Here is a 14,210-nt window from a genome sequence, read left to right as displayed (position 1 = left end):
GGTTCGCGACCATTTTTATCGCATGAATCGCTTGCATTGATCGTTCCAGTTCTTTTGAAGGCAGCGATGGCATTTGCAGGCGCGTGCCTGCCCACGATACAGACGGCGCATTCTTTCAGGGACACCACGTCAGGACTCCTTGCGGGCAAGCGCGCTCCGACGGCGATTTATCCTCGATATTGCTCAAGGGTGAATCGCAAAATCAGGGGTGACAGCCGTGCAGAAACAGGCAAGCATGATCATTCCTCGATTCGGGTTTATGATGCCCAACGGCAGATAAATAGAAGCCCCTGAATTGGACTTATGGAGCACCTATGCAGACTTTGTACCCGCAGATCAAACCTTATGCCCGGCACGATCTGGCAGTGGAAGAGCCTCATGTGCTGTATGTCGATGAAAGCGGCTCGCCAGAAGGCTTGCCGGTGGTGTTCATCCACGGTGGGCCGGGTGCGGGATGCGACGCGCAGAGCCGTCGCTTCTTCGATCCGAACCTGTACCGCATCATCACCTTCGACCAGCGCGGCTGTGGCCGTTCTACGCCCCACGCCAACCTCGAAAACAACACCACCTGGCATCTGGTCGAAGACCTTGAGCGCATTCGCAAACACCTGGGCATCGACAAGTGGGTGTTGTTCGGCGGCTCGTGGGGTTCGACGCTGTCGCTGGCCTACGCCCAAACTCACCCGGACCGTGTGCATGCACTGATTTTGCGCGGCGTCTTTTTGTGCCGTCCGCAGGAGATCAAGTGGTTCTACCAGGAAGGCGCGAGCCGCCTGTTCCCGGATTACTGGCAGGATTACCTGGCGCCCATTCCGCTGGATGAGCGTGGCGACCTGCTCACCGCCTTCCACAAACGCCTGGTCGGCAGCGACCAGATCGCCCAGATGCACGCCGCCAAAGCCTGGTCCACGTGGGAAGGCCGCACCGCGACGCTGCGTCCCAACCCGCTGGTGGTCGACCGTTTCTCCGAACCGCAGCGTGCCTTGTCCATCGCCCGGATCGAATGCCACTACTTCACCAACAATGCCTTCCTTGAAGAGAACCAACTGATCCGCGACATGCCCAAGATCGCGCACCTGCCGGGCATCATCGTGCACGGCCGTTATGACGTGATCTGTCCGCTGGACAACGCCTGGGAGCTGCATCAGGCCTGGCCGAACAGCGAGCTGCAGGTGATTCGCGATGCGGGCCACGCCGCTTCCGAACCGGGTATCACCGATGCGCTGGTGCGCGCAGCGTCACAAGTGGCTCGGCGTTTGCTGGATTTACCGCCGGAAGAGGCTTAATTGTCTTACTTGGATTAAAACCGTGGGAGCGAATTCATTCGCGATTGGCCGGTACATCCGACACCTTTGTGTCGGATGTACCAACGCCTCGCGAATGAATTCGCTCCCACAGGGTTTGGGTGAACTCGAGAGAATCGCAGGAAGGCTTAAATGAAAGGTTTGCTTCAACGCGTGCGCGGTGCACGCGTCGATGTCGATGGCGCGACAGTGGGCGCCATCGATCAGGGGCTGCTGGTGCTGGTCGGCATTGAGCCTCAGGACACCCGCGCCAGCGCCGACAAATTGCTGCACAAGCTGCTTAACTATCGTGTGTTCAGCGACGCCGACGGCAAGATGAATCTTTCATTGAGTGACGTAGGCGGCGGATTGTTACTGGTTTCCCAGTTCACGCTGGCAGCCGATACGCGCAGCGGCATGCGCCCCAGCTTCTCGAAGGCAGCGCCGCCGGCATTAGGCGCCGAATTGTTTGACTATTTACTGGAAAAGGCTAAAACCTCGCACAGGACAGTCGCTTCGGGCCAATTTGGTGCGGATATGCAGGTTCATTTGATCAATGATGGCCCTGTGACATTTTTGCTTGAGACCTAAAGCGCCGTTTTGCCTGTCGTACCCGAATTTATTAGGCAAAAAGCCATAAATACTTTGTTTCCCCTGATGCGTTGTAACGCGAGCTACTAGATAATCGCGCGCTACAAAGACGGGCGATTGCCCGTCCAATCGGTAAAAACGCAGACTGGTCCGAAGTCGTTTGGGGAATCATTGGCCCCTTTCGGAGTCGGAACAATGCTCGCCAACCCGGCATTTGATAGCTGGCCGTTGGTTTCTTCATCTGTTTTCGGCGAGGGTTGCTCGTGATTGTTAGTCCATGTAATGCACCAAAGACCCCTGGCAAGCGCCTGCGCAGCGCCTTGTTAGCCGGGTCGGCTTTGTTTTGTCTGTTCGGCGCCGGTCAGCTGTGGGCGTTCGATCTCGACGACGTGGCGACAAAGGCCAAAGAACTGGCCGGACAGAAGTTCGCAGCACCCAAAAGCAACCTTCCAGCGGAATTCCGCGACATGAAGTTTGCGGATTATCAGAAGATTCGCTTCCTGCAGGACAAGGCTGAATGGGCCAATGACAAAACCCCGTTCAAGATCTCGTTCTACCACCAGGGCATGCACTTCGACACCCCGGTCAAGATCAACGAAGTGACGGCCACCTCCGTCAACGAGATCAAGTACGACCCGAGTCGTTTTGATTTTGGCGACGTGAAGTTCGATCCCAAGTCGACCGAGAACCTGGGCTATGCCGGTTTCCGCGTCATGTACCCGATCAACAAAGACGACAAACAAGACGAAATCATGACCATGCTGGGCGCGAGCTATTTCCGCGTCATCGGCAAAGGTCAGGTTTACGGCCTGTCGGCACGCGGCATGGCCATCGACACCGCGATGCCGTCCGGCGAAGAATTCCCGCGTTTCACCGAGTTCTGGATCGAGAAGCCGAACCCGGATGACAACCACCTGGTGATTTTCGCGCTGTTGGACTCCCCGCGTGCCACCGGTGCTTACAAATTGACCCTGCGTCCGGGCACCAACACCCTGGTCGACGTCCAATCGCGCATGTACCTGCGTGAAAAGGTCGGCAAACTAGGCGTTGCACCGCTGACCAGCATGTTCCTGTTCGGCGCGAACCAGCCTTCGAAGGTCCTTAACTACCGTCGCGAACTGCACGATTCCAGCGGTCTGTCGATTCAGGCGGCCAATGGCGAGTGGATCTGGCGTCCTCTGAACAACCCGAAACACCTGGCCGTCAGCAGCTTCTCGGTTGAGAACCCGCGCGGCTTCGGTCTGCTGCAACGTGGCCGCAACTTCAGCCACTACGAAGACCTGGACGACCGTTACGACAAGCGCCCAAGCGCCTGGATCGAGCCTAAGGGCGACTGGGGCAAAGGCACCGTCGACCTGGTAGAAATCCCGACAGCCGATGAAACCAACGACAACATCGTTGCCTTCTGGAAGCCGGAAACCCAACCTGAGCCAGGTCAACCGATCGACTTCAACTATCGCCTGCACTGGACCATGGACGAAGATTCCATTCACTCGCCTGATCTGGGCTGGGTCAAGCAGACCCTGCGTTCGACCGGTGACGTGAAGCAGTCCAACCTGATCCGCCAGCCAGACGGCAGCGTCGCCTACCTGGTCGATTTCGTCGGCCCGACCCTGGCCAAACTGGGTGAAGACCCGGCGATCCGTAGCCAGGTCACCACCGACGACAACACCGATCTGGTCGAGAACAACCTGCGCTACAACCCGGTAACCAAAGGCTGGCGCCTGACGCTGCGCCTGAAGGTCAAAGACACCAACAAGTCCGTCGAGATGCGCGCTTACTTGCTGCGTGAGACCCCGGTTGAGCCTGGCAAGGAGCCTGCGATTATCACCGCGGACAAATCAGACAAGAAGCCTGAGAAGAAAGCAGACGCCAAGGCCGTTGCCGCAGCGGCGGCGCCAAAGGATGACAAAGCCGAAATCGTCAAGACCGACGCTGTGAAAGCCGGTGATGCGAAAGACGCCAAAGTGGCTAAAGCCGACGCGAAAGCCGATGGCAAAGACGCTTCTGCTAAAGACGCCGCCAAAGGCGACAAGGCCGAAGCCGCTAAATCCGCTGACGCCGCCAAGGTTGCAGAAGCCAAGTCCGACGAGGCTTCGCGTCCTGAAGCCGCTCTAGCCGACGCCGCCAAAGCGAACAAAGGCAGTAAAGACACCTCGCAGCCAGCGGTAGAGGCTGCATCCACCCAACAGGGCCCGGCCATGAATCAACAAGTTCTGACCGAGACCTGGAGCTACCAGTTGCCAGCCGATGAGTAATTCACAAGCCGTGCCAGAGTCTCTGAACGAGTACCTGGCACACCTGCCGATGAGCGACGAGCAGCGGGCCGAACTGGCCAGCTGCACCTCGTTCGCTGAGCTGCATGAACGCCTTTCGGCGCAGACCGTCACTGATTCTGCCGAGGCCGCTCAGGCCTCGGTGGGTCGTCGGTTGACGCTGACGACCGCCGACGAACTGCAGGAAGCAGAAATGCTGAGTGTGGACGCCAGCGGTCGGGTTCGCCTGAAGGCTACGCCACCGATTCGCCGTACCAAGGTGGTCCCCGAGCCTTGGCGTACTAACGTTCTGCACCGTGCCTGGCGCCGGATGACCGGCAAGAAAAACCCGCCCAAGCCGAGCAAGGACGACCTGCCGCGCGACTTGCCCAAGTCTCGCTGGCGCACCGTCGGGTCGATTCGTCGTTATATCCTGCTGATCCTCATGCTGGGCCAGACCATCGTGGCTGGCTTCTACATGAAAGGCATCCTGCCGTATCAAGGCTGGTCACTGGTTTCGTTTGATGAAATCAGTCACCAGACCCTCTGGCAGACCGCCGTTCAAGTGATGCCGTACGCACTGCAGACCAGCATTCTGCTGCTGTTCGGGATTCTGTTCTGCTGGGTGTCGGCCGGTTTCTGGACTGCACTGATGGGCTTCCTCGAGTTGCTCACCGGTCGCGACAAATACCGTATCTCCGGCGCAAGCGCTGGCAACGAGCCGATTGAAGTCGGTGCGCGTACTGCCCTGGTGATGCCGATCTGTAACGAAGACGTACCGCGCGTGTTCGCCGGTCTGCGTGCAACGTTCGAGTCGGTTGCCGCCACGGGCGATCTGGACCGCTTCGACTTCTTCGTGCTCAGCGACACCAACGAAACCGACATCGCCGTTGCCGAGCAGCAGGCCTGGCTGGACGTCTGCCGCGAAACCGGCGGGTTCGGCAAGATCTTCTATCGTCGTCGTCGCCGTCGCGTAAAACGCAAAAGCGGCAACCTCGACGACTTCTGCCGTCGTTGGGGCGGTGACTATCGTTACATGGTCGTCCTCGACGCCGACTCCGTAATGAGCGGTGAGTGCCTGACCAGTCTGGTGCGCTTGATGGAAGCCACGCCGGACGCCGGTATCATTCAGACCGCGCCACGCGCCTCGGGCATGGACACGCTCTATGCTCGTATGCAGCAGTTCGCGACCCGCGTGTATGGCCCGCTGTTTACGGCCGGTCTGCACTTCTGGCAGCTGGGTGAATCCCACTACTGGGGTCACAACGCGATCATCCGCATGAAACCGTTTATCGAGCACTGCGCCTTGGCGCCGCTGCCGGGTAAAGGTGCGTTCGCGGGTGCGATCCTGTCTCACGACTTCGTTGAAGCCGCATTGATGCGCCGTGCTGGCTGGGGCGTGTGGATTGCCTACGACTTGCCGGGCAGCTACGAAGAGCTTCCGCCGAACCTGCTGGACGAACTCAAGCGTGACCGTCGCTGGTGCCACGGTAACCTGATGAACTTCCGCCTATTCCTGGTAAAAGGCATGCACCCGGTTCACCGCGCGGTGTTCCTGACGGGCGTGATGTCTTACCTGTCGGCGCCGTTGTGGTTCTTCTTCCTGGTGTTGTCCACGGCGCTGCTGGCGGTGAACACGCTCATGGAGCCGACCTACTTCATGGAGCCACGTCAGCTCTATCCGCTGTGGCCACAATGGCACCCGGAAAAAGCCGTCGCGCTGTTCTCTACCACCATCGTGTTGCTGTTCCTGCCGAAGCTGCTGAGTATCGTGCTTATCTGGGCCAAGGGCGCGGTCGGTTACGGTGGTCGCATCAAGGTGACGCTGTCGATGCTGCTGGAGATGCTGTTCTCCATGCTGCTGGCGCCTGTGCGCATGATCTTCCATACCCGTTTCGTACTGGCCGCATTCCTGGGCTGGGCCGCGACCTGGAACTCGCCGCAGCGTGACGACGACTCGACGCCGTGGAGCGAAGCGGTCAAGCGTCACGGTCCGCAGACCTTGCTGGGCTTTGGCTGGGCGTTGCTGGTCGCTTGGTTGAACCCGAGCTTCCTGTGGTGGCTGGTGCCTATCGTAGGTTCGTTGATCCTGTCGATTCCGGTTTCCGTGATTTCGAGCCGGACCAATCTGGGCCTGAAGGCGCGCGACGAAAGTCTGTTCCTGATCCCGGAAGAGCACACGCCGCCTCAGGAACTGGTCTCCACCGATCAGTACACCCATGAGAACCGCTGGCATGCGCTCAACGACGGCTTTGTTCGCGCCGTGGTCGATCCACGGCAGAACGCTCTGGCGTGTGCGTTGGCGACCTCTCGCCACCGTCATGCCGAGCCTATCGAGTGGATGCGCGTCGAGCGCGTGCGCCACGCGATCAAAGGCGGTCCCGAGCACTTGAACAACAACGAACGCCTGCAACTGCTGAGCGACCCTGTTGCGCTGGCTCGTCTGCATGAGCTGGTCTGGGCCGAAGGCAATGAAGCGTGGCTGGAGGCGTGGAGAGCTTCGGTGAAAGCCGACCCTCATGCGCCGCTGCTGCCGTTGCAACCTGCGACTCACGTCAATGAGCACACGCTCGCTAACGCTTGAGTGAACCGCTGAACGACAACGCCGCCGAAGCGTCATCTTCGGCGGCGTTTTTGTGTGCGTTTGCCTCTGTAGCGCTCGGCTTGTTACCTCACCCGAAACTTGCCCACCATCGCCTGCAACTGCGCGCCCAGCCGCGCGAGTTCGACGCTGGAGGCGGCGGTTTCTTCGCTGGCGGCGGCGGTCTGTTCTGAAACATCCCTGACGTTGATCACGCTGCGGTTAATTTGATCGGCGACCACGGTCTGCTCCTCGCCGGCCGTAGCGATCTGCTGATTCATGTTCTGAATCGTCGAAACTGTGCGTGTGATGTGCTCGAGCGCGGTGCCAGCACGGCGGCTCAGCTCCACGCTGCTGTCGGACAGGCTACGGCTGGCGTCTAGTGTACCGACGACCTGCTGTGTTCCATTCTGCAAGGCGGCGATCAGGACTTCGATTTCTTCCGTGGACTCTTGGGTCCGCTGAGCCAGGCTGCGCACCTCGTCGGCGACCACCGCAAACCCGCGTCCGGCTTCGCCTGCCCGGGCCGCTTCGATGGCGGCGTTCAGCGCCAGCAGATTGGTCTGCTGGGAGACGGATTTGATCACGTCGAGAACGCCGCCGATCTTGTCGCTTTCGAGCTTCAGTTGCCCCATTGCCAAGGTTGAATTGTTGACTTCCGTGGCGAGACGCTCGATCTGAGTAATCGCATCACTTACTACTTTGTCGCCTTCGCGGGCCTGTTGGTCCGCCTGTTGGGCGGCTTCGCTGGCTTCTTCGGCGTTGCGCGCGACCTCCAGCACGGTGGAGGTCATCTGGTTCATCGCCGTGGCGACCTGATCGGTTTCGTCCTTTTGATTGTTCACGCCTGCGCTGGTCTGTTCGGTCACGGCAGACAACTGGGTCGCCGCGCTGGCGATCTGTGCGACCCCGTCGCTGATGCCGCTGATCAATGTGCGCAGGCTCTGCGTCATGTCCTGGATGCTGTGCTGCAGATCGCCCATTTCATCGCGGCGCTGAACATCGAGGTCGACGCTGAGATCGCCTTGGGCGATGCGTTTGGCGGCGCTCAGCGTATCGCGTAGCGGCGCGATGATCTGTTGGGTGATCATCCAGGCTGCCATCAATCCCAGCATCATGGCCAGCGCAGCCACGCTGATCAGTGCTTTACGCGATTGCGTGGCCTCGTCGTCACGTCGCTGGCTTTGCAATGTGCTGATTTCATGGGTGGAGGACAGCAGGGTGTCGCCCATCGCCTCCATCGATTCATGTGCCGCCTCCACCTGAGTCTGTACCTCCTTGAACCGGATCAGCTGTTCGCGGTATCGCTGTAACGCCTGTTTAGCGGTGAGCAACCCGCTGATGTCCCCGTCAGACTGGCCAGCGGTTACCTTTTCGAGGTCCTTGAATGCCTCATCAATGGCCGCCAACGAGGATGCTTCATATGACGCAAGTCCGCTAAAGACGTACGCCTGAACCTCATAACGTGCGCTCTGGATCTGTCGGCGCAGTTGCAGAAGGTTGGTGAGTTCACCCAGTTGCTCGCTGCTGTCCGGTTCTTCACTGACGGCTTTCAAGACCTCGCGTTCAACCTCATCCATGACCTTGATCGCGGCGTCGGACAGCGCCGTTAGCTGGACCTTGGCGGCTTCTTTGTTGAGGAGTGACTGACCCAGTTGGGTGAACGTTTTCTCAAGCGAGCGTGCGGTGTCGCTCTGGCTGTCGATCAGTTTTAGGATGTCTGCGGGCGGGCTGTCGTCGCGAAGTGTCGTCAACTGCGCCTCGATCTGATCGAGGCGCGCGGTCACGCGCTTCGCGTCCTCGGCTGTGTTATCCACCCGAAAGACAATGCGCTCGGCGCGCAGGTCCTTGGTCAGCTCGTTGAGCCGGGCGATCTCGGTCAGCGACTCTGAACGCTCGATCATCGTGTCCAGCCCGTGCCACCCCGTCAGCGTGATGGCCAGCGTCAATACCAGCACCAGGCCAAAGCCCAGCGACAGCTTGAGTTTGACGCTGGTGTTGGCCAGTGCCCTGTTGATGCCTTGCAACATGATGCGTCTCCTGCGAATGAGCGATAAACGCGCATCGGCAGGGGAGCGTGAGGCGTGACCTGAAGAGGGTGTAGGAGATTTCTGAGCGCAGGCATTGGGTGATGCAGGTCACAGTTTGGTCAGTAGAACCCTGTCCTCTGGCAGAACACTACTCTGGCCTGTGGGAGCGAATTCATTCGCGATGCGGCATTCCTGACGAGGAAGGTATGTCGGATGGACCAACCTCTCGCGAATGAATTCGCTCCCACAGTGTTTTCAGTTGCCTTGAGATCCATCAAACCCTGAACCGGCCGACCAGCCCTTGCAGATGCGTGCCGAGCCGCGCCAGTTCCACGCTCGACGCCGCTGTCTCTTCGCTGGCCGCCGAGGTCTGCTCCGAGACATCGCGCACGTTGAGTACGCTGCGGTTGATCTCTTCGGCCGTTGCGCTTTGCTGCTCGGCGGCGGCCGCGATCTGCTGGTTCATGGCCTGAATCGCGGAGACCGTCCGGGTGATGCTTTCCAGCGATCCACCCGCCCGACGCGTCAGCTCGACACTGCTGACCGTCAACTCGCGACTGTTGTCCATGATCGTCGCCACCCGCTGGGTGCCGCTCTGCAAGCCTGCGATGAGGTCTTCGATCTCCTCGGTGGATTTCTGCGTGCGTTGCGCCAGGCTGCGCACCTCGTCCGCGACCACGGCAAAACCACGGCCGGCCTCGCCTGCGCGTGCGGCTTCGATCGCTGCGTTCAAGGCCAGCAGGTTGGTCTGTTGAGCGACCGACTTGATGACGTCCAGCACACTGCCGATTTTGTCGCTCTCGCGCTTGAGTTCGCCCATGGCTGTCGTGGAATGTCCCACTTCGCTGGCCAGACGCTCGATCTGTGCAATGGCTTCGTTGACGACCTTGTCACCCTCGCGGGCTTGCTGATCGGCGGCGAGAGCGGCCTCTGAGGCTTCCTCGGCGTTGCGCGCCACTTCCTGCACCGTCGCTGTCATCTGGTGCATGGCGGTGGCCACCTGATCGGTTTCGACCTTCTGGCTGTTGACGCCCGCGCTGGTCTGCTCGGTGACCGCGGAGAGTTCTTCGGCGGCGCTGGCGATCTGGGTCACGCTGTCGCTGATGCCGCCGATCAGTGCCCGCAGGCTCAAGGTCATGCGCTGGATACCGCCTTGCAACTGGCCCAGCTCGTCGCGACGTTCGATATTCAGGTTATGGGTCAAATCGCCGGATGCCACGCGATCCACGGCAAGCAGGGTCTGCTTTAACGGGAGGGTGATCTGGCGCGTGATCGCCCAGGCCGCGAGGATGCCGAAGAACAGGGCGAGCACCGTGGCAAGGCCGAGCATGGACTGTGCCTGGCTGCTGTCAGCATCACGCTTGGCGTTTTGCGAAGCGGTCAGTTTGTCGCTGACATCTAGCAGTTGCTGGCCCAGGTTGGTCATCTTTTCCAGCGCTTGTCGGCTGACCTGTTGAGCGTCGCGGTATTGACCCACGGCAGCGCGATAGCCCTTGAGCGCGAGATTGGCCTTTTGCAGCTGTGGGATGTACTGAGACGAGACGTCGCCGGCCAGCGTGTTCACACCGATGATGGCTTCGTCGATGGCCGCGTTGGCGTTCTTCTCGAAATCGGGGTTGCCGCTGAAGGTGTAACCGCGCACCTGAAACCGCGCCTGCTGGATCAACTTGCTGACGCCCACTGCGCTGTTGAATTGCAGAATGTTGTCGTGCTGGATCAGGGCTTCTTCGATCTTGTTGACCTCGTCCACGGCCGCATCGGCCGTGGCGCCCAGGTTCACACGGCTGGTTTCGCGGACCTGAATGGCCTTGGTCATGTCGTCAAACGCGCGACGGTAATCGGCAGCGGCCTGAATCTGCGCGTCCAGCAGCTTGAGGTCATCAGCGCCGGCGATTTTGCTGCGGGCGTTCTTGAGGTCGATGTCGAGCGTGTCCAGCGCGGTCATGACACCCGTCGCCGCCTCGGCACTGGATTGCGTTTCATAGCGCATGCGGGCGGTGCGCAGTTCCATGGTCTGTTCGCTGATCTGCGAGATGGCCGCCAGCTTGTCACCGCGCTCGATCAGCGACGAAACGCTCGACCAGCCTGTGCCGGTGATGATCAGGGTCAACAACAGCACCAGCCCGAAACCGATACTCAGTTTGCGACTGACGCTCACGTTTCCGAGGCGTTGGGCAGACCAGCGATACATGGTGTGATTCCTTGCACATTGTTTTTATGGACGTCTGTAGATCGGCCATCATGCCCCAAACTGAAGCACCGTATGGCGGGTGATTCGGCCAACTGCTGTAGGGATTGCCGCGGCCTCGAGCGCTGTGATGCAGGCAGGTGAAATACCCTCCCTGCGGGGAATGATCGGAGGCTTAAAACAACCGGGCGAGGAGGGCGGTGACGGCGGTTTCGACGCGCAGGATGCGCTCACCGAGCTGGACAGGGTTCAAACCCGATGCGCGCAGCAGCTCGACTTCATAGGGAATCCAGCCACCTTCAGGGCCGATCGCCAGCGTCACCGGCTGCTCGACGGCACGGGGGCACGCAGGGAAGTCCCCAGGGTGCCCGACCAGTCCCAGTTTGCCGTCGACAATGGCGGGTAACCGGTCTTCAACGAACGGCTTGAAGCGTTTCTCGATGACGATCTCAGGCAGCACGCTGTCGCGGGCTTGTTCCAGGCCCAGAATCAACTGCTCGCGAATGGCCGCTGGCTCCAGAAACGGGGTTTGCCAGAAGCTTTTTTCTACGCGGTAGCTGTTGACCAGAATGACCTTGGGCACGCCCATCGTAGCGATGGTCTGGAACACCCGGCGCAGCATCTTCGGGCGTGGCAGCGCGAGGACCAGCGTCAGCGGCAGCTTGGCGGGAGGTTCGCGGTCGAAGGCCACCGACAGCTCAGCCTCGCGAGGTTCCAGGCGCAGCAATTCAGCGCTGCCCAGCAGGCCACCCACGCGACCGACGCGCAGGCTGTCACCGACTTCCGAGCGATGCACCTCCTGCATATGCTTGAGGCGCCGGTCACGCAGGACCACGCGATCCGCCGCAATGAAGTCGGCGTCTTCAAGAAGCAGCAGGTTCACGGCTGGGTCGCTGGCGGTTGGTCTTGTTCGTCTTCGGCCTTTTCGTCGTCTTCGTGGTCACCCCGTTTGGTGACCATCGAGCTGCACAGCACACCGATCTCAAACAGCAGCCACATCGGCACGGCGAGGAGTGTCTGCGAGAAGATGTCCGGCGGGGTGAGGATCATGCCGACCACGAAACAGCCGATGACCACGTACGGACGAATCTTCTTCAGGTATTTGACGTCGACGATGCCGATCCACACCAGCAACACGACGGCCACGGGAATCTCGAAGGCCACGCCAAAGGCCAGGAACAGCGTCATGACGAAATCCAGATAACTGGCGATGTCCGTCATCATCGACACGCCTTCCGGGGTCACGCTGGCGAAGAAGTGGAAAATCAGCGGGAAGACCAGGAAGTACGCGAACGCCATCCCGGCATAAAACAGAATGATGCTGGAAACCAACAGCGGCACGGCCACGCGTTTTTCGTGCTTGTACAGGCCCGGCGCAATAAATCCCCAGATCTGATAGAGGATGACCGGCATGGCCAGAAACAGCGCGACCATCATGGTCAGCTTGAAAGGCGTGATGAACGGCGAGGCCACGTCGGTGGCGATCATCGTCGCGCCTTCCGGCAAGAACTTGCGCAATGGCGCCGAAACGAAGGTGTAGATCTTCTGCGTGAAGTAGAACAGCGCGCCGAAAATCACAAAGATCGCCAGCACACAACGCAGCAGGCGCGAGCGCAGTTCAGTGAGGTGCGAGACCAACGGCATTTGCTGGTCGTTTTCCGGAATTTCGCTCATGGGGCTCGTGGTGGCTGTGACGAATCGTTAGCGGAAGGTGCGCTCTGCACCGCAGTGGCCGGCGTGGTCACCGGTGCTGGCGCAGGTGTCGATGCTGGCTGTGCCGGCTCGGCGTGAGTCTGAGCGGGCGGCGGGCTGACCGACGCACTTTCAGCCGGTGCGGCAGGGCCTATATCGGCAGCAGGGCCGGGAGAGGGCGCTGCGCCCATGACCGGTTCACTGGCAGGCGGCGTTTCGGTCTGCGCACTCGGCTGCACGACAGGCGGAGCCGGTGGCTGCTGCGGCTGCATGATTTTGCGCGCTTCTTCTTCCAGCGACAGAATGTGCTCGTTGTGCAACTGACGGCGAATTTCATCGGCGCCGATTTCGCGCTCAACTTCCTGTTTGATCGCATTGAAGCTGCGTTTCAGACGCCCGACCCAAAGCCCGGCGGTACGCGCTGCGCCCGGCAGGCGCTCGGGACCCAGCACCAGCAGGGCAACGAGACCGACCAGCAGCAGTTCAGAGAAGCTGATACCAAACATGCGTCACGACCTAGTCTTTGCGGATGGGCTCTTCGACTTTCTGTGCCTGCGCATCGATGGTGTGTGGCTGATGCAACGGCTGGGTCGGCGGAACGGGCTGCGCAGTCGGTTGCGGCTGAACCGGAGGCTGCTCGGAAGGCTTCTCGTCGTCGTTCATGGCTTTGCGAAAGCCTTTGATCGATTCGCCGACGTCAGTACCCAGATTCTTGAGTTTCTTGGTGCCGAAGACCAGCACGACGACCACAAGAATGACGATCCAGTGTTTCCAGTCAAAAATGCCCATGTCACGTTCCTCACAAGAAATTCAGAGCCCGCAGGCCCACTGTTTATTCCGCCGAACGAGCCGCTTTTTCGGCGTGGCCGGACAGCCCGAAACGGCGATCCAGTTCATCCAGTACGGCTTGTGGATGCTGGCCCAGTGCTGCAAGCATGACCAGGCTATGGAACCACAAGTCAGCGGTTTCGTAGATGACATCGCTGCAGTCACCGCTGATGGCGGCGTCTTTGGCGGCGATGATGGTTTCGACCGACTCTTCGCCGACCTTCTCCAGAATCTTGTTCAGTCCCTTGTGGTAGAGACTGGCGACATAGGAAGAGTCGGCAGCCGCGCCCTTGCGTTCTTCGAGCACTTGCGCAAGGCGAGACAAGGTATCAGTCATGTTCAGTGTCCTGCTTGATAAATGGCTTCTGGGTCTTTGAGCACCGGGTCCACGGTCTTCCAGCCAGCGTCGTCGTAGACGCGGTAGAAGCAGCTTTCGCGGCCGGTATGGCAGGCGATGCCGCCGATTTGCTCGACCATCAGAATGATCACGTCGGCGTCACAATCCAGACGCAGTTCGTGCAGTTTCTGCACATGGCCCGATTCTTCACCTTTGCGCCACAACTTGCCACGCGAACGCGACCAGTAGATGGCGCGGTTCTCAGCGGCGGTCAGGCTCAGTGCTTCACGGTTCATCCAGGCCATCATCAGGACGCGCCCGGTTTTATGGTCCTGCGCAATCGCAGGCACCAGACCGTCGCTGTCCCACTTAATCTCGTCCAGCCAGTCTTTCATCCTCGGCTCCGGCCGCTCTATCGAAGGGTT

The 14,210-nt window shown here is 60.1% G+C and carries 12 protein-coding genes and 2 pseudogenes; 4 read left to right on the top strand and 10 right to left on the bottom strand.

Annotated elements, in window-relative coordinates; translation table 11 throughout:
* The first annotated feature begins 314 nt into the window (after positions 1-314).
* From pip to mdoH, 4 genes are all read left to right on the top strand, one after another.
* Positions 315-1,286 (top strand): prolyl aminopeptidase, encoded by a 972-nt coding sequence (pip, locus tag AB4N84_RS08605; protein ID WP_074751497.1) that lies wholly within the window; start codon positions 315-317, stop codon positions 1,284-1,286.
* 150 nt (positions 1,287-1,436) lie between these two features.
* Positions 1,437-1,874, top strand: a complete 438-nt coding sequence (dtd, locus tag AB4N84_RS08600) for a D-aminoacyl-tRNA deacylase (RefSeq protein ID WP_460045980.1) — start codon at positions 1,437-1,439, stop codon at positions 1,872-1,874.
* Positions 1,875-2,131: 257 nt separating this feature from the next.
* Entirely contained in the window at positions 2,132-4,132 is a 2,001-nt protein-coding gene (locus AB4N84_RS08595) for a glucan biosynthesis protein G (RefSeq protein ID WP_460045979.1), read from the top strand.
* Entirely contained in the window at positions 4,125-6,713 is a 2,589-nt protein-coding gene (mdoH, locus tag AB4N84_RS08590; protein WP_460045977.1) for a glucans biosynthesis glucosyltransferase MdoH, read from the top strand. Before AB4N84_RS08595 ends, mdoH begins: the two co-directional genes overlap by 8 nt.
* An 83-nt stretch (positions 6,714-6,796) precedes the next feature.
* On the opposite strand, the gene AB4N84_RS08585 is transcribed toward mdoH, so the two are convergent.
* From AB4N84_RS08585 to hisI, 10 genes and pseudogenes are all read right to left on the bottom strand, one after another.
* Positions 6,797-7,504, bottom strand: a complete 708-nt coding sequence (locus AB4N84_RS08585; RefSeq protein ID WP_460046968.1) for a methyl-accepting chemotaxis protein — start codon at positions 7,502-7,504, stop codon at positions 6,797-6,799.
* Positions 7,505-7,705: 201 nt separating this feature from the next.
* A pseudogene (locus tag AB4N84_RS08580) lies at positions 7,706-8,614 on the bottom strand (methyl-accepting chemotaxis protein); the annotation flags it as partial.
* A 400-nt stretch (positions 8,615-9,014) separates the two neighbouring features.
* Positions 9,015-9,719, bottom strand: a complete 705-nt coding sequence (locus tag AB4N84_RS08575; protein ID WP_460046967.1) for a methyl-accepting chemotaxis protein — start codon at positions 9,717-9,719, stop codon at positions 9,015-9,017.
* Between the two features lie 198 nt (positions 9,720-9,917).
* A pseudogene (locus tag AB4N84_RS08570) lies at positions 9,918-10,931 on the bottom strand (methyl-accepting chemotaxis protein); the annotation flags it as partial.
* Positions 10,932-11,103: 172 nt separating this feature from the next.
* Entirely contained in the window at positions 11,104-11,811 is a 708-nt protein-coding gene (locus tag AB4N84_RS08565) for a 16S rRNA (uracil(1498)-N(3))-methyltransferase (protein WP_460045975.1), read from the bottom strand.
* A complete protein-coding gene (tatC, locus tag AB4N84_RS08560) occupies positions 11,808-12,602 on the bottom strand; it encodes a twin-arginine translocase subunit TatC (RefSeq protein WP_460045974.1) in 795 nt (264 codons plus the stop codon). The genes AB4N84_RS08565 and tatC overlap by 4 nt, the downstream gene beginning before the upstream one ends.
* Positions 12,599-13,126 carry a Sec-independent protein translocase protein TatB gene (gene tatB, locus AB4N84_RS08555; protein WP_460045972.1) on the bottom strand — a complete coding sequence of 176 codons (528 nt, stop codon included), beginning with the start codon at positions 13,124-13,126 and terminating at the stop codon, positions 12,599-12,601. Before tatB ends, tatC begins: the two co-directional genes overlap by 4 nt.
* A 10-nt stretch (positions 13,127-13,136) precedes the next feature.
* Positions 13,137-13,409 (bottom strand): twin-arginine translocase TatA/TatE family subunit, encoded by a 273-nt coding sequence (locus tag AB4N84_RS08550; protein WP_074751517.1) that lies wholly within the window; start codon positions 13,407-13,409, stop codon positions 13,137-13,139.
* Between the two features lie 43 nt (positions 13,410-13,452).
* Positions 13,453-13,785, bottom strand: coding sequence for a phosphoribosyl-ATP diphosphatase (locus AB4N84_RS08545; RefSeq protein ID WP_062379266.1), 333 nt, complete (start codon positions 13,783-13,785; stop codon positions 13,453-13,455).
* A gap of 2 nt (positions 13,786-13,787) precedes the next feature.
* Complete coding sequence (gene hisI, locus AB4N84_RS08540) at positions 13,788-14,180, bottom strand: phosphoribosyl-AMP cyclohydrolase (protein ID WP_074751519.1); 393 nt, start codon at positions 14,178-14,180, stop codon at positions 13,788-13,790.
* Positions 14,181-14,210 lie beyond the last annotated feature (30 nt).

Source organism: Pseudomonas sp. S2_H01, from assembly GCF_054668305.1.
The sequence above is the reverse complement of the archived record's forward strand: the minus strand, read 5'-3'. Positions and strand labels throughout refer to the sequence as shown.